The organism is Nocardioides pakistanensis (assembly GCF_054781215.1).
This window is the reverse complement of sequence record NZ_BAAGUV010000033.1, coordinates 1-14,005: the sequence shown is the minus strand read 5'-3', so window position 1 is coordinate 14,005 and position 14,005 is coordinate 1. Positions and strand designations below refer to the sequence as shown.

Below are 14,005 nucleotides of genomic sequence, written 5' to 3'. Positions count from 1 at the left end.
ACCGGCGCTCAGCGGTCGCGCCACTCCTCCGCGAGCAGGGCGTAGCCGAGCGCGTCGAGCCACTCCCCGGACCGGTGCAGCGACTCCTTGACGGCGTACACCTCACGGCGCATCCCGATCCGCTCCATCAGGCGCCAGGACTGCCGGTTGTCGGCGAAGCAGTTGGCGACCACCCTGCGCAAGCCGAGGTCCTCGAAGGCGAGCCGGACCAGCTCCTCCACGGCCTCCGTGGCGTACCCCTGACCGCCGTACCCCGGGTCGAGGCACCAGCCGATCTCCGCCTGGACACCCTGCGCGCGCTCGCGCACCTCGGCCTGCGACCAGGCGTCCTCCACCGCGAGCATCAGGTCACCGATGACCTCGCCGTCGAGCTCGACCAGCAGCGTCTTTGCCAGACGGTCCGGCGTCGAGAACTTCTCCGCGAACGCGGCGCGCTCGGTGGGAGCCGAGGTCAGCCAGCGGCCGACCTCCTCGAGCCGCCGGTAGCGCCACACCGCGTCCACGTCCGCCTCGGTCGCAGGCCGCAGCGTCAGCCGCTTCGTGAGGACGGGCCAGGAGATCTCGGCGAACGAGGGGGTCATGGACCTCATCGTGCACCCGGACGCCAGGGCGCTGCGATCGATTATCACGGGGCCGGCGGGTCACGGACGAGACGGACATTGCGGAGAAAGGCCCCGAAACGCTCTTGGACTTCCTAGGCTGAGCGACTGACGGTCGGCCCTGAGCGCCCGGCCGTCGGTGTGGTGCAGCAACCTCTCTCGGTACGGAGGCCGGACTTGGCTGGATCGTCTGCCGGTACGGCGGTGCCCGACATCGCCACGCTGCTCGAGATCGTCGTCGAGGCCCGCGTGCGCACCGTCTTCCAGCCGATCGTCGACCTCGAGACCGGTGAGGTGCTCGCGCTCGAGGCGCTGAGCCGCGGTCCGGCCGGCCCCTACGAGGCGCCCACCGAGCTGTTCCGTGCCGCCGGCGCCGTCGGGCTGACCGACAAGCTGGACCACGCCTGCTTCCTCGCCGCACTCCGCAACGCCTCCGAGCTGCAGCTGCAGGAGCCGATCGCGCTGTTCGTCAACGTCGAGCCGGGCGCGATCGCCACCGCACCCCTCGACGACCTCGCCGCCCTCACCGAACGCGGCGCCGGGCTGCGCGTCGTCGTCGAGATCACCGAACGTGCCCTGGCCAGCCGGCCGGCGGAGCTGCTGACCGCTGCCGAACGGGTCCGACAGCTCGGCTGGGCGATCGCGCTCGACGACGTGGGGGTCGACTCCGCCTCCTTGACGTTCATCGACCTGCTGCGACCCGACATCGTCAAGCTGGACCTGGCCCTGGTCCAGGACCAGCCCTCGCGCGCCGTGGCCGAGGTGATCCACGCGGTCAACGCCTACGCCGAGCGCAGCGGGGCGCTCGTCCTGGCGGAGGGGATCGAGACCGCCGAGCACCTCGAGATGGCCCGGGCGCTCGGCGCGACCCTGGGCCAGGGCTGGCTCTTCGGCCGTCCGGACCCGCGGCCCGCCGGCGTGGGCCACGACCGGTGGCTCTTCCCGCGGCCACCCGCCGGGATCAGGTCCGAGCAGTCGCTGCTCTCAGCCTTCTCGCACGTGCCGCGCAGCATGCCCGTACGACGGTCGACCAAGCGGCTGCTCATCGAGCTGAGCAAGCAGCTGGAGCGAGAGGCGATGCGGGCCGGCGAGATCGCGATGCTGGCCGCCACCTTCCAGCACGAGGCGCAGTTCACCCCGGACACCGCCCGGCGTTACGAGGGCCTGTCCGACGCGACCGGCTTCGTCTGCGCGATCGCTGCCGGCCTGCCGGCGGACCCGGTGCCGGGGGTGCGCGGCGCGACGCTCGGCCCGTCCGACCCGATGCTCCAGGAGTGGGACGTCGTGGTGGTGCACCCGCACTTCACCGCCGCCCTGCTCGCACGGGACCTCGGCGACGCCGGTCCGGAGCTCGAGCGGCGGTTCGACTACGTGCTCACCTACAAGCGGGAGCTGGTCACGGCCGCCGCACGCACGCTGCTGTCCCGGATCGCGCCCCACCACTAGGCTCGCCGGACCCAGGAGGGACCGAGGTGCACCCATGACGCAACAGCCGCCGGCGCGGCCACGACTGGTGTCCGGCGACGAGCCGGCCACCGACGCCCGCGTGGCCGCCGTACTCGAGGTTCTCGGCGGCGCGAGCGTGCCCGAGGTCGCGCGACGCTGGTCGGTCGACGCCACGGTGCTGCACCGCTGGGTCTCCGCCTTCGTCGACGCCGGCACCGCGCAGGTGACCAACCGACCGGACCCGAGGGCGGCGAGCCAGCGTGACCGGTTCCTGGCGGCGTTCGCGCACGAGCTGCGGACGCCGTTGACCGTCGCCCGGGGCTGGGTGGCGATGCTGCTCGACGACGACGTGCCGCCCGGCATGGCCGGCGGGCTCGCACGCCTCGACGACGCGCTCGGGCGGCTGGCCGAGCGGGTGTACGACGTGGAGCTGCTGGCGGCTGCGTCGTTGGGCCGGTTGCGCCTGTCCCCGGAGCCGGTCACCGTCGGCGACCTGGCCGCCGACCTGCCGGGCGTCGGCCCGGTCGGTGGAGCCGGTCCCAGCACCGAGGTCGCCGTCGACCCCGCGCTCTTCCGGAGGGTCTTGCGCGACCTGTGGGAGGCCGGCCACGCCCTGCCCGAGCCGCGTTCGTTGCGGGTCGAGGTGGAGACCGCAGCGCCGTGGATGGAGCTGCGGGTGGTCCGCGACGGCGACCCGATCGACCCGCAGGTGCTGCAGGCACTTTTCGAGCCGTTCGACCTCAACGACGACGCCACCGGCGTTACGATCGGCCTCTATCTCGCCCGCGCCCTCACCGTGGCCCACGGCGGCACGATCGGGGTGGACCAGGACGAGCGCGGCGCCGTGCTGTGGGTGCGGGTCCCGCTCCGCCCGTCTGCGATGTCGCCAAGCGCCCCCACCGTGGAGGAAGACCGATGACGTTCAAGCTCGCCTGCGGTGACGTGATGCCCGGCTGCACCGCCCGCTTCGAGAGCCCCGACCGCGACGTGCTGCTCGCCGAGGTCGCCCGGCACGCCGGCGACGAGCACGGCATCACCGAGCTCACGCCGGAGGTCGTCCGCGCCGTCGAGGACAAGATCGCCGTCTCCGCCTGACGCCGCCGCTGTCCTCAGGCCAGCTGCAGGGTGGTCACGCAGGTCGGCGCCTCCTCGTCGGTGGCGAAGTCCATCTCGGCGGTCTTGCCGTCGTAGCTGACGCGCAGCGTGCCCTCGATGTCGCGTGGCAGCCAGAACCCGACGAACCCGTTGTCGAAGGTGGTCTCGGTCCCGTCGACGAGCACCTCGTCGTTGGTCTCGTCGACGATCTGCACCTCGACGTCGGTCGCGCCGAGCTCGCCCTTGCAGGTGGTCAGCGAGTGGTAGAAGCACTCGTGCGTCTGGTCGACGTACGGCGCGACCGAGAGGTAGAACCGGTCCTCGGGCAGGGCCAGGCCGTACTCCTCGCCACCGGAGGAGACCAGGAGCTCGTCGACGCGGACCGACGCCATCAGGTCTGTCGGACGGTCCTCGCCACCGAGCCGTTCGAGGTGGTCGACGATCTCGACGGTGTCCATCCCTTCGAGGCCGAAGTCCGCCAGCAACGGCTCCGCCGCGGCCGGCACGCTGGACGTCGCGGCCTCCGGAGACTCTGCGGTCTCCGTGGAGCCGCCGCTCGTCGAACAGCCGGCGAGCAGCAGCCCTGCGACGGCAGTGGCGATGGCAGCGCGTGTGAGCTTCGTCCTCATCAGGGGTCCCCCGTGGGTAGCAGGTGCGGTATCGGCGTTTGCGGACCGTTGGTCCGTTGACGCAAGGGTCCCTGATCGGCCGGCGGCACACGAGGCCGAAGGTCCCGACGTGGTGGACCGGAGGGCCCTCACGGGGCCGAGAGGCCGAACGCCTCGGGCAAAGCTCCGCGTCCGACGCAGGTGAGCCGGGCGACCGCGGCGGCCGCGACGTGTGCGACCGATGGCAGAGCGGCGGGCCCTAACCCCGGCTCACCGGTCGCGCAGCCACGTGGTGGGCGATCAGCGCGTGCTGGTCCTCCCCCACCGGCCCGTCCGGCGAGACGTCCACGGTCGCCTCGACGAGCTTGGGCACCTCGTGGAGCAACCGGTGGTGCGCCTCGATCGCGATCCCGTGCGCCTCGGTGACGCTGAGCTCGGGGTCCACCGCGATGCCTGCCTCCGCGCGCACCCGGTGCCCCACCCAGCGCACCTTGACGTTCTCGACCGCCAGCACCCCGGGTGTGGTGGCCAGAGCGGACTCCGCGGCGGTCACCAGCTCGGGGTCGACGGCGTCCATGAGCCGACGGTAGACGTCGACCGCGGCGGACCTGAGCACGAACAGGATGGCGACGGTGATCAGCAGTCCGACGATCGGGTCGGCGAGGGGGAAGCCTGCCAGCACGCCGAGCGCCCCGCCGACCACCGCCAGCGACGTGAACCCGTCGGTGCGCGCGTGCAGGCCGTCGGCGACCAGCGCGGCCGAGCCGATCTCGCGGCCCACCCGGATCCGGTAGACCGCCACCATCTCGTTGCCGACGAAGCCGATCACCCCCGCCGCGACCACCGCCCAGGCGTAGTCGACCTGCTGCGGGTCAGCGATCCGGCGCACCGACTCCCAGCCGGCGAGCAGGGCCGACAGCGCGATCATCGCGACGATGAACACCCCCGCGAGGTCCTCGGCCCGGCCGTAGCCGTAGGTGTAGCGGCGAGACGGCGGTCGCCGACCCAGCACGAACGCCACCCACAGCGGCAGGGCCGTCAGCGCATCCGAGAAGTTGTGGATCGTGTCCGCGAGCAGGGCCACCGACCCGGTGGCGACGACGACCAAACCCTGGAGGAGCGCCGTCACGCCAAGCGCGACGAGACTGACCTTCACCGCCCGGATGCCCCGCGCACTGGTCTCCAGCGCGGCATCGACCGAGTCCGCGGCATCGTGGCTGTGCGGCCGGAAGATCCCCAGCACGAACCCCTTCAGCCCCTGCGGGTGGTCGTGGTCGTGTCCGTGGTCGTTCCCGTTGTTGTTGTGGTCCCCGTGCCCGTGTGCGTGACCGCGGTCAGCGCCGTGATCGTGGTCGTGGTCGTGCTGCGGCTCGTGCGTCATCTGCTTCTCACATCGGGGGCGTGGCGTGTGGGACCGGGTGGCCCGGAGGCGGGAGGAAGTCTAGGAGGACGGCACACCGACCGCGTAGGAGCGTGCGTCCGCTATCACGCGACGCCCGTCGGCGGGTGGGATTGCGGCTTCCCGCCCGCGACGGCCGAGGCCGACCTAGCCTCCTGGCGAGAAACCAGCCACCACCCGGGGGAACAAGAATGCACGTATCGCACCGGTTCACCGCGGCCCTCGCCGCCGTCGCACTCACCGGCACCGTCACCGCCGTCGCCGTGCCCGCGCACGCCGTCGGGGACAAGGACTGTTCCGACTTCGGTTCGCAGAAGGCCGCTCAGCTGTTCTTCATCAGCAACGGCGGACCCTTCTCCGACCCGCACCGGCTCGACGCCGACGGCGACGGCGTGGTCTGCGAGTCGCTTCCAGGCCCGTACTACTTCGGCACCTCGGCGCCAACGGCTCCCAAGCCGGCCCCGAAGCCCGAGCCCAAGCCCGACGTGCTCAAGCAGTACGCCCGGGTCATCAAGGTCACCGACGGCGACACGATCCGGGTGCGCCTGGCCGGCGGCGCCCGCAAGAACGTCCGCCTGATCGGGATCGACACCCCCGAGGTGCACGGCGGCACCGAGTGCGGCGGCCCGCAGGCGTCGCGCTCACTCAAGCAGCTGCTGCCGCTCCGGACCCGGGTCCTGCTGGTCTCCGACCCGACCCAGGACCGCGTGGACCGGTACGGCCGACTGCTGCGGTACGTGATGAAGAACGGCAAGGACATCAACCGAGCCCAGGTCTTCCGCGGCTGGGCCGAGGTGTACGTCTACGCCGGCAAGCCGTTTCTCCGCACCGTCGGCTACCGGCTGTCCGAGCGGAAGGCGAAGGCCTGGCCGCGCGGCATCTGGAAGTCCTGCCGCTGACCCGACCACCTACGGCGGGCCAGGACCGAGCAGCCAGACCGACCCGTAGGCCATCGCGGCCGCGGTGACGAGCGCGAGCATCGTCACCGCGAGCCCGGTACGGCGTTCAGCCAGCCATCGAGCCGGCGGGAACAGGAGCGGGAAGGCCGGGAGGAGGTACCTCGGCTTCGAGCCGAAGTACCCCGACGTGGTGAGCGACAGGGCGACCAGGCCGACCGTGAACACGACGAGGGGCAGCGGTTGGCGCTGCTTGACGCACAGAGCCAGGACCCAGACCAGCAGGCCGAGGCCGGCGACCACCAGGACGCCGCTCACCGGAGAAGGTCCGGCGAGAAGCTCGCCGATCCAGGTCAGGAAGGCAGCCCCGCCGTCGAAGCCGTTCTCCCACCCGTTCGTCACGTCGAGGTAGCCGGTGGTGCTGCCGACCCGCCGGCCCACCCAGACCAGGTAGCCGACCAACCCGAGCGGGGCGATCACCGCAGCGAGCAGCGGCCGCCACCGCGAACCGGCGTGCGGGCCGCGGTGCGCGCCACCCCGCAGACCGTGTGCCACGGCCGCAACCACGACGGCGGCGGCGACCGCCGCACCGACCGGGCGGGTGAGACCGGCGGCGCACGCCAGGACGCCGGCCAGCAGCCACCTGTCCCTCAAGGTCGCGTGCAACGCCCACACGGACAGCGCCGTGAACAGCGACTCGCTGTAGGCCATCGACTGGACGATCCCAACCGGGAGGGCCGCCCACAGCACCGTCGCGACGACGCCGACCCGAGCGCCGTACAGGCCGTCTGCGATGGCGAAGATGCCGAGCGCCGCCACCACCGAGGCGACGGCGCTGATGACCAGGCCGGCGTCCACGGCCCCGAGCCCGATCACCGCCGACACGGCGCGCTCGGTGAGCGGATACAGGGGGAAGAACGCGTAGTCGGCCAGCAGGCGCCCGTCCTCGTGGAGCCTCACGAGGCCGTACCCGTCCTCGGCGATCCCGCGGTACCACTGCGCATCCCACTTGGTCAGCACCCGGTAGCCGCTTCGCCCCTGGTGGCCGGCGGCCGCGAACAGCGCGATGAGCACCAGGACTCGAACGCCGACGAACGCACCGACCACCACGAGCGGCGGCCGGATGCTCAGCCCCCTCGGGGTCGACCCGACGCGGCCGGACCTCGAGCCGCTCAACGGCTGCCGGTCTCGAGGAGCACACAGCGTGCCTGGCTGGGGCCGCAGCGTGCCATTCGCTCGCGGGACTCGTCCGCCGACACCACGGTGGAGACGAGATGGTCGTCGTCCTCCCAGGCCCAGGTCCGGACCTTGAAGCTCCAGCCGTCAGGAGCCTCGAGCGTCGCGGTTCCCTCTCCGTCCAAGCTCTGCACCTCGAGGGTGGGCAGCGAGGTGACCTCGCCCCCCGTCGTCCCGATCGGCGTCCAGGCCAGCCATCGGCCACCCGGACTGACCGCGAGGTCGTCGTGCTCGGGCAGGCTTCCGTGTCGGGTGAGGCCGCCTTCGTCGGAGATGTCCGCGAGGTACGGCCGCCCCGTCTCGCCATCGGTGACCACGAGGCCGGCAGCGGTGGCCGCCAGGACCTTCTGTTCCGGAGCACTTTCGGCCAGCTCGACGATGCGGTTCACGGAGCCGGGAGTCCACAGCAGGTCCGTGCTCCCGCGTCGGACGACGACCCGACCGTCGTCGAGGACGGCCACGACGTGGGCGGCGTCGTCGACGGTGAACCTGCCGAGGGAGGCGGGGCTGGCTGCGACGTTCTCACCGTCGTCCGTGTCGAGCACCGTGAGCATGCTGGCGTTGCTCGCGGAGACGCGCACCACGGCGACGTACCGGCCGTTCGGGGACAGCACCGGAGTCGCGTCCTCACCGTTGGGGAGCTCTCGAGGAGCCGGTCCACGGCCCCACCACCAGAGGAAGTCCTTGTCCACGGCGATCCACGCCTGCCCCGACGGGCGCACCATCCACCACTCTCCCGGCACCTGCTCCCCCTCGACGTACAGGCCGGAGCCGATGACATAGGGGACGGTCGGCGCGGTCGTGGGGATGGGCCGGGTCCGCTCGTCGGGGCTCTTCGACGGCGTGGGAGAGGCCGGCACGGAGGGCGACGGAGTCGGCTGGGCCGGTCCCGGGTCACCGTCCAGGATCGTCGCGAGGACGCCGCCGAGCCCCACGACGACCAGCACCGCCGCCGCGACGGCCAGCAGCGCCGAAGGCCGTGTCCTGCGCGCCGGCTCCGGCAGCGAGGGCATCGGCGGCACGTGGAGGTCACCGGCCACCGCGCGGAGCTCGCGGGTCAGCGTCTCTTCGAGGTCGTTGTGCATCTCAGTTCTCCCTCCCGCTCGTCGAGCCGGAGTCGGCGAGCGCGGCTCGCAGCGACTTGAGGGCGTGGTGGGCCGTGGACTTCACGTTGCCGCGGGAGCAGTCCAGGGCCTCCGCGATCTCCTGCTCGCTGAGGCCCTCGTAGTAGCGGAGCACGATCACCGCGCGCTGGCGTGGCGGCAGCGACCTCACGTGTGGCCACAGCACCATCCGGTCCTCGGCGGCATGGTCGGGGAGGAGTCCTCGGTCGGGCGGCGAATCGGTGAGCAGCTCGAGCCGTCGACTACGCGGACGCCGCTGGGACAGGTAGCTGTTGGTGAGCATCCGGCGCAGGTACGCGTCGGGCGAGTCAGCTGCCCGGACCCGCGACCAGGATCGGTACGCCTTCAGCAGTGTCTGTTGCGCCAGGTCCTCCGCGTCGGCGTGGATCCCGGTGAGCAGGTAGGCGTAGCGGTAGAGCGACGGCCAGGCGATCGCGGCGTACTCCTCGTACACCAGCCTGTCCGCACCCGTGGTCACGGTGTCCATTCGACACCACCCCCTTCTCCTGGTCTGACTCCGTCGGCCGCCGGGAGGTTGTGTCGCAGAGACGTGGCGCTTGTCGGGCGTTGCAGCACCCTCCGTGCCCTACGCTGCTCCGCGTGAAGAGTCGGGGGAAGGCCGCGCGGGTGCTCGGATCCGCCGTGCTGGGCACCGGCGTTCTGGCGCTGTTCCTGTGGTTGTGCTCGTACAGCTGGATCCTCGGAGTGACGCCGCCGACGCCGTGGATCGACCCGGAGGTGTCTCCCTGGCTCGCTGCCGAGATCGGCGCCGTCGTCGCCGGCGGTCTGAGCCTGTCCGCGGGACTCCTGCTCCGGCTCGTTGCGGGCGCGCGGAGCTCGCGGGCTTCCTTGTACGGCGCGGCCGTGGGCGGGCTCGTCATGGTGGCGACGCTGGCCAGTCTGCTGGCGCCGGCTTGAGCGCTCCGCCCGGGCGGGATGGTTGGGCCGTGCCTCGGGAGGGTACGGCGTCCACATGACCACGAAGCCGTTCGAACCCAGCCATGAAGATCCCGCTCTGCGGCCCGACACGAACCCCGACGGGTCGCCCGTCACCACGCCGGGCCTGGATCCGCAGGACCCGGGGGAACACCCCGACGTACCGGCTGAGCCACAGACCGAACCCCAGCCCTCGCCGGAGTGACACCGAGCCCGCCCCTGCTGGTCGTCCTCGCCGGCCTGCCCGGCACGGGCAAGACTACGCTCAGCAGGCTGCTTGCCAGTCGGCTGCAGGCGGTGTACCTGCGCACCGACGCGATCGTGGGTCCGATGTTGCGCAGCGGCCTCACCGAGGACGCGGAACGGGCCGCCCGGGTGGGCTACGACATCGCCAGCGATGTCGCCACGGAGAACCTGCGCAACGGGGTACCCGTCGTGGTTGACGGGGTGAACGGCAGTCATGAACGGCGCGCGTTGTGGCGCGCGGCCTCGGAGACGACGGACGCTCGCTTGGTCCCGCTGGAGACCACGCTGCACGATGTGGTGGAGCACCGCCGCAGGGTCGACATCCGCCAGGCCCCCGGCACGGGCCACATCGGGCCGACCTGGGAGGAGATCCGGCAGATGCGCTTCGACGCCTGGGACGAGGCGACCGACGGGCCCCGCCTGCTCGTGGACACCACCGACACCGACGCCGCTCTCGAAGCGTGCCTTGCTCACCTGAGGACGCGCACCCCGACCTGACGGCGCGCGTTGTGGCGCGCGGCCTCGGCCGGCGGCCGATCTGCCACTCTGGCGTCATGCACGACAACCCTCTCGACACGGGTTCGTGGATGATCGACCTGCACTCGTGGATCATCCTGGACGGCAACTACCCCGACTTCTACACAGGTCAGCGCACCGACTTCGCCGTGGAGTTCGCCAGCCGCGACGGCGTGACGCGGCTGGACGGCGCACCCGAGCCGAGGGTGCGTTGGATCGCGGACTCGCGGTACGAGGTCAGTGCCCAGGTCGTGTACGACGAACCGAACGCCCAGGTGATCGACTTCGGCGCCCTCGCCTATCACTTCATCGGGATCGAGGATCCGGAGCACCGGTCACAGGTCGGATCGTGGGTCACGGGTGAGATCAACCTGGGCGTCGACCCGTTCTTCTACTTCGACGAGCTCGCGGACGTGGAGGGCTTCCCGGCCCTGATCTACTCGTGGACCGTGCAGGAGGTGCTGCAGAGGGAGGAGGCCAGCCGGCTCGTCACGGTCGAGCGGACCGATGCCTGGGGTGACGTCAGCACCTCGCCGAGCTACGTGCTCCACTGCCGCATGGAGCCGGCGCCGAGATCCAGCGTGCGGTCACCCGGGCACACCAGGAGCTGAAGGACCGCCTCACTCCGCCGGCGGCAAGGTCGGGTGGTCAGTGGGGTAGATGCCGATCGCGAACCCGTACACCGTCTCGCCGGACCTCGGGATCCGGTCGAACCGGTCGACGAGCTCGGCCATCTGCTCCCAGAACTGGGAGGCCTGCTCCTCCGACATCCGCGCATGACGGATGAAGCCCCACAGCTTCCCCTGCCCGAAGGCCATCGCGGACTCGCGCGCAGCCACCTCGAAGTCGTTGAAGTCGCGCGGCATCTCCTCGCCGGCCGGGGACGGCTCTGCTGCCACGTAGAACATCCGCGCGGAGCGCCCGTAGTAGCGCTCTTCGATCGCGCGCACCTTCCTGGTGCGCACCACCTGGAGCAGCCCGTTGCGGGTGAGCACGTCCACGTGGTGCGCCACCGTGCTCTTGGGGCGCTCCACCGCGGCGGCGAGCTCGGTGACGGTCGCGGCGCGCTCGTGGAGGAGCTGCAGGATCGTGGTGCGGAGCGGGTGGCCGATGGCTTTCACCTGCGCGGGCTCGGTCAGCGCAATCCGATCGGCCAGCTCGTAGTCCGGAGGGTTGTCAGCCACGACGCATCAGACTAGCATCACCGAATGTTCCAAAGGCCTCGATCAATGGCCGAGGGAGACTGCTGACATGGCCGAGGTGCTGCTGTACCACCACATCCAGGGCCTGACCGACGGGGTGCGCGCCTTCGCCGACGATCTGCGACGGGCGGGGCACACCGTGCACACGCCCGACCTGTTCGACGGCCGCACCTTCGGCAGCATCGAGGAGGGGTTCGGGTTCGCCCGTGACGCGGGACTCGACGCGATCCGTGATCGCGGCGCCGCAGCAGCCGACGAGCTCGGTGCCGGCCTGGTCTACGCCGGGTTCTCCTTCGGCGTCATGATCGCCCAGCAGCTCGCGCAGACCAGACCCGGCGCCCGCGGCGCACTGCTGATGTACTCCTGCATCCCGGTCGCGGAGTTCGGGGAGGCATGGCCGGACGGAGTGCCGGTGCAGATCCACGGCAAGGACGGCGACGAGTTCTTCGACGAGGACCTGCCGGCCGCACGCGAGCTCGCCGCCTCCACACCGGCCGCGGAGCTGTTCGTGTATCCCGGCGACCAGCATCTCTTCGCCGACCCCTCGCTCGGCGACTACGACCCGGATGCAGCCGCGCTGCTCACGCAGCGGGTGCAGGCGTTCCTCGCCTCGGTCTGAGACCGCGCGAAGCCACGGCGCGCCGCGGTCGGCATGGAGATCTCTCAGCCTGCGCGCCAGTCTCCGCGAGAAGTCGCGTACTCGACCTCACCGAGTTCGCTTCCCGGCAGCGGCTCCTCGAAGTCGAGGTGGAACGTGCGGACGTGCGTCATGCCGATCGAGACCATCGTGGCCAGCGATGCCTGGTTCACGGCCATCGTCTCGGCAAAGATCCTGGTCAAGCCCAGGTCCTCGAACCCGTGGCGGATAAGTTCGCGCGCTCCCTCGCTGGCCAGCCCCTTGCGCCAGTGCCGGCGTAGGAGTCGGTAGCCCAGTTCGGCCTGCCCCCGTGCCGGGCCCTGGTCCGGACGCTCAGGCGGCTCGAGGATCCACCAGCCGACGAAGACGGGCCCGACGAACCCTGCCCAGAAGCCCAGGCCCGGCGCGCGCGCCGCCACCGCGAGCCGGCTCTCGTGCAGCTGTTCGACTTCCTCGCGGGTGCGGGCGCGACCAGACCCCAGATAGCGCAGGACCTCGGGATCCGAGTCGAGCTCGATCTCGTGCTCCAGGTGCTCGTCCGCCAACGGGACGAGGCGGATCCGACGCGTATGCAGCACCGCTTGTCTCACCCGTGAAGTATCACTTGGGTCGGTCCGGGAGCCCGCGGCACGGCCCACTAGCGCCCGAGCTCCTTCCAGTGCCCTTCGGAGACCACCTCGACCGAGCCGTCGACAACCTTGATGGCCGTCTGTTCGTCGATGGCGTAGGCGGGGAGCCCGATGTCGGCGGCCCACCGCTCGGCGTGGGCCAGCGTGTTGGTCGGGAAGAGGTCCAGGTGCGGGAAGATCGAGAAGTCGACGATCCCCAGGGTGCGGTCGTCCGGCGCAGACGGCCACTCGACGAAGTAGTCGCCGATCCGGGGCGTCATCACCATGCTTCCGGCGCTCACTCCCACCCAGACCATGTCGGACAGCGACGGGAGAAGGTCGGCCAGGCCGGACTCTCGCAGCCAGTGGCACAGGTACGTCGCGTCGCCGCCGTCGACCAGGAGGACGTCGGCCTCCCGAACCCAGGGCACCCAGCGGTCCGCGCCGATGCTCGGCAGCGCCGTGAGCTCGAGGACACCGAGCGACGCCCAGCCCAGGCCGGAGAAGTGCCGGAAGTCGGGCTCGGCGGCCACCAGGCCCCGCACCGATGCCGGTCCGCACATCGGATGACCCCACTGCGCCGTCGGGACCACCAGGGCGTGGCACTCGGCGACCGGCTTGCCGAGAAGCTCGACGAGAGCCGAATGGATGCTGGGGTTCGTGACGCCGCCTGAGGTGAGCAGGAGCTTCAAGGTGCCTCCGGAGTTCGCGGGCGAAACGTGGATGTCCCTAAGACCGGGGAGCAGGCCGGAAGTCATCGCGCCCGCCCACACAGACTCGCATCCGCAGAGGAGCGTGGAACGGCAAAACGCGGACCCGCCTGCGCGACGATGAAGAAGATGGCACTGACGCCGGCCGGGTGGCACGCGGACAGCGGCAGATGAGTGCGTTCCCCGCCAGCCACACCAGACGTCTAGCGACAAGGCGGTCCTGCGATACGGCTTCGACGAGCTGGGCCTGCACCGGATCGACCTGCGCGTCCTGGCCTACAACACCCGGGCGATCCGCTGCTACCTCCGGTGCGGCTTCGTCGAGGTAGGACGCGAGCGCGAGGCGGCGTACGCGAGCGGCGCCTGGCACGACGACGTGATCATGGGAGTGCTGGAGCCCGGGGCGGCCTGACACTGAGCTCGGCGTCGCCGGCCCTGCCAAGCGAGAACCCCGCCCCTGCGGTGGTGTCTCCGCTGGTGGGACGGGGTTTCGGTGTGGTGGAGCTGAGGGGATTCGAACCCCTGACCTTCTCATTGCGAACGAGACGCGCTACCAACTGCGCCACAGCCCCAAAGCGGCCGGTCCACCCGGCCACCGCGTCGGAAAAGATATCACCTGCCCCGCGCGGTTTCGAATCGAGTCAGCTGTTGACTGTGATGTCTCAGGACATCGCGGACGGCCGAACCCAATAGTGGTGGGTTCGGCCGTCCGTTGTTTCAGCGTGTTGGTCCGGGTGGGCGTCCGGT

At 71.1% G+C, this 14,005-nt stretch carries 18 protein-coding genes and 1 tRNA gene; 9 read left to right on the top strand and 10 right to left on the bottom strand.

Features of this window, described 5'->3' with window-relative positions:
* Window positions 1-8 precede the first annotated feature (8 nt).
* On the bottom strand, window positions 9-581 hold the full coding sequence (locus tag ACYVIH_RS12580) for a GNAT family N-acetyltransferase (protein WP_460869797.1): 573 nt from the start codon (window positions 579-581) through the stop codon (window positions 9-11).
* Between the two features lie 195 nt (window positions 582-776).
* Here ACYVIH_RS12580 and ACYVIH_RS12575 point away from each other — a divergent pair, with 195 nt between their 5' ends.
* The 3 genes from ACYVIH_RS12575 to ACYVIH_RS12565 are packed head-to-tail and all read left to right on the top strand — an operon-like array spanning window position 777 to window position 3,140.
* Window positions 777-2,045 (top strand): sensor domain-containing phosphodiesterase, encoded by a 1,269-nt coding sequence (locus tag ACYVIH_RS12575; protein ID WP_460869796.1) that lies wholly within the window; start codon window positions 777-779, stop codon window positions 2,043-2,045.
* Window positions 2,046-2,079: 34 nt separating this feature from the next.
* A complete protein-coding gene (locus ACYVIH_RS12570; protein WP_460869795.1) occupies window positions 2,080-2,964 on the top strand; it encodes an ATP-binding protein in 885 nt (294 codons plus the stop codon).
* The gene (locus tag ACYVIH_RS12565; protein WP_460869794.1) at window positions 2,961-3,140 is read left to right on the top strand and encodes a DUF1059 domain-containing protein; all 180 of its coding nucleotides are present in this window, start codon (window positions 2,961-2,963) and stop codon (window positions 3,138-3,140) included. Before ACYVIH_RS12570 ends, ACYVIH_RS12565 begins: the two co-directional genes overlap by 4 nt.
* Window positions 3,141-3,154: 14 nt before the next feature.
* On the opposite strand, the gene ACYVIH_RS12560 is transcribed toward ACYVIH_RS12565, so the two are convergent.
* Window positions 3,155-3,769, bottom strand: coding sequence for a CueP family metal-binding protein (locus ACYVIH_RS12560; RefSeq protein ID WP_460869793.1), 615 nt, complete (start codon window positions 3,767-3,769; stop codon window positions 3,155-3,157).
* A 238-nt stretch (window positions 3,770-4,007) separates the two neighbouring features.
* Window positions 4,008-5,129, bottom strand: a complete 1,122-nt coding sequence (locus tag ACYVIH_RS12555; protein ID WP_460869792.1) for a cation diffusion facilitator family transporter — start codon at window positions 5,127-5,129, stop codon at window positions 4,008-4,010.
* A gap of 209 nt (window positions 5,130-5,338) precedes the next feature.
* On the opposite strand from ACYVIH_RS12555, the gene ACYVIH_RS12550 reads away from it, so the two are divergent.
* The gene (locus ACYVIH_RS12550; RefSeq protein ID WP_460869791.1) at window positions 5,339-6,046 is read left to right on the top strand and encodes a thermonuclease family protein; all 708 of its coding nucleotides are present in this window, start codon (window positions 5,339-5,341) and stop codon (window positions 6,044-6,046) included.
* Window positions 6,047-6,055: 9 nt separating this feature from the next.
* On the opposite strand, the gene ACYVIH_RS12545 is transcribed toward ACYVIH_RS12550, so the two are convergent.
* From ACYVIH_RS12545 to ACYVIH_RS12535, 3 genes are read right to left on the bottom strand one after another with little or no spacing between them, the layout of a single operon-like run.
* Window positions 6,056-7,219: a hypothetical protein gene (locus ACYVIH_RS12545; protein ID WP_460869790.1), complete on the bottom strand. Its 1,164-nt coding sequence runs from the start codon at window positions 7,217-7,219 to the stop codon at window positions 6,056-6,058.
* Window positions 7,216-8,364 carry a hypothetical protein gene (locus ACYVIH_RS12540; protein ID WP_460869789.1) on the bottom strand — a complete coding sequence of 383 codons (1,149 nt, stop codon included), beginning with the start codon at window positions 8,362-8,364 and terminating at the stop codon, window positions 7,216-7,218. Before ACYVIH_RS12540 ends, ACYVIH_RS12545 begins: the two co-directional genes overlap by 4 nt.
* Window position 8,365: 1 nt before the next feature.
* On the bottom strand, window positions 8,366-8,890 hold the full coding sequence (locus tag ACYVIH_RS12535) for a SigE family RNA polymerase sigma factor (protein ID WP_460869788.1): 525 nt from the start codon (window positions 8,888-8,890) through the stop codon (window positions 8,366-8,368).
* A 113-nt stretch (window positions 8,891-9,003) separates the two neighbouring features.
* Between ACYVIH_RS12535 and ACYVIH_RS12530 the strand changes: the two genes are divergently transcribed.
* The 3 genes from ACYVIH_RS12530 to ACYVIH_RS12520 all read left to right on the top strand — a co-directional run bounded on the left by ACYVIH_RS12530 (window position 9,004) and on the right by ACYVIH_RS12520 (window position 10,712).
* Window positions 9,004-9,321 (top strand): hypothetical protein, encoded by a 318-nt coding sequence (locus ACYVIH_RS12530; RefSeq protein ID WP_460869787.1) that lies wholly within the window; start codon window positions 9,004-9,006, stop codon window positions 9,319-9,321.
* A 219-nt stretch (window positions 9,322-9,540) separates the two neighbouring features.
* Window positions 9,541-10,083, top strand: a complete 543-nt coding sequence (locus ACYVIH_RS12525) for an AAA family ATPase (RefSeq protein ID WP_460869786.1) — start codon at window positions 9,541-9,543, stop codon at window positions 10,081-10,083.
* A gap of 56 nt (window positions 10,084-10,139) precedes the next feature.
* On the top strand, window positions 10,140-10,712 hold the full coding sequence (locus ACYVIH_RS12520) for a hypothetical protein (protein WP_460869785.1): 573 nt from the start codon (window positions 10,140-10,142) through the stop codon (window positions 10,710-10,712).
* Between the two features lie 9 nt (window positions 10,713-10,721).
* Here ACYVIH_RS12520 and ACYVIH_RS12515 read toward each other — a convergent pair whose 3' ends face one another.
* The gene (locus ACYVIH_RS12515) at window positions 10,722-11,285 is read right to left on the bottom strand and encodes an ArsR/SmtB family transcription factor (protein WP_460869784.1); all 564 of its coding nucleotides are present in this window, start codon (window positions 11,283-11,285) and stop codon (window positions 10,722-10,724) included.
* A 67-nt stretch (window positions 11,286-11,352) separates the two neighbouring features.
* Between ACYVIH_RS12515 and ACYVIH_RS12510 the strand changes: the two genes are divergently transcribed.
* Window positions 11,353-11,922, top strand: a complete 570-nt coding sequence (locus tag ACYVIH_RS12510; RefSeq protein ID WP_460869783.1) for a dienelactone hydrolase family protein — start codon at window positions 11,353-11,355, stop codon at window positions 11,920-11,922.
* Between the two features lie 44 nt (window positions 11,923-11,966).
* Here the strand turns inward: ACYVIH_RS12510 and ACYVIH_RS12505 are convergent, their stop codons facing one another.
* A complete protein-coding gene (locus ACYVIH_RS12505; RefSeq protein ID WP_460869782.1) occupies window positions 11,967-12,518 on the bottom strand; it encodes a GNAT family N-acetyltransferase in 552 nt (183 codons plus the stop codon).
* A 59-nt stretch (window positions 12,519-12,577) separates the two neighbouring features.
* Window positions 12,578-13,240: a Type 1 glutamine amidotransferase-like domain-containing protein gene (locus ACYVIH_RS12500; RefSeq protein WP_460869781.1), complete on the bottom strand. Its 663-nt coding sequence runs from the start codon at window positions 13,238-13,240 to the stop codon at window positions 12,578-12,580.
* A 238-nt stretch (window positions 13,241-13,478) separates the two neighbouring features.
* On the opposite strand from ACYVIH_RS12500, the gene ACYVIH_RS12495 reads away from it, so the two are divergent.
* Window positions 13,479-13,670: a GNAT family N-acetyltransferase gene (locus ACYVIH_RS12495; protein ID WP_460869957.1), complete on the top strand. Its 192-nt coding sequence runs from the start codon at window positions 13,479-13,481 to the stop codon at window positions 13,668-13,670.
* Between the two features lie 84 nt (window positions 13,671-13,754).
* On the opposite strand, the gene ACYVIH_RS12490 is transcribed toward ACYVIH_RS12495, so the two are convergent.
* A tRNA-Ala gene (locus ACYVIH_RS12490) sits at window positions 13,755-13,830 on the bottom strand.
* Between the last annotated feature and the right edge of the window lie 175 nt (window positions 13,831-14,005).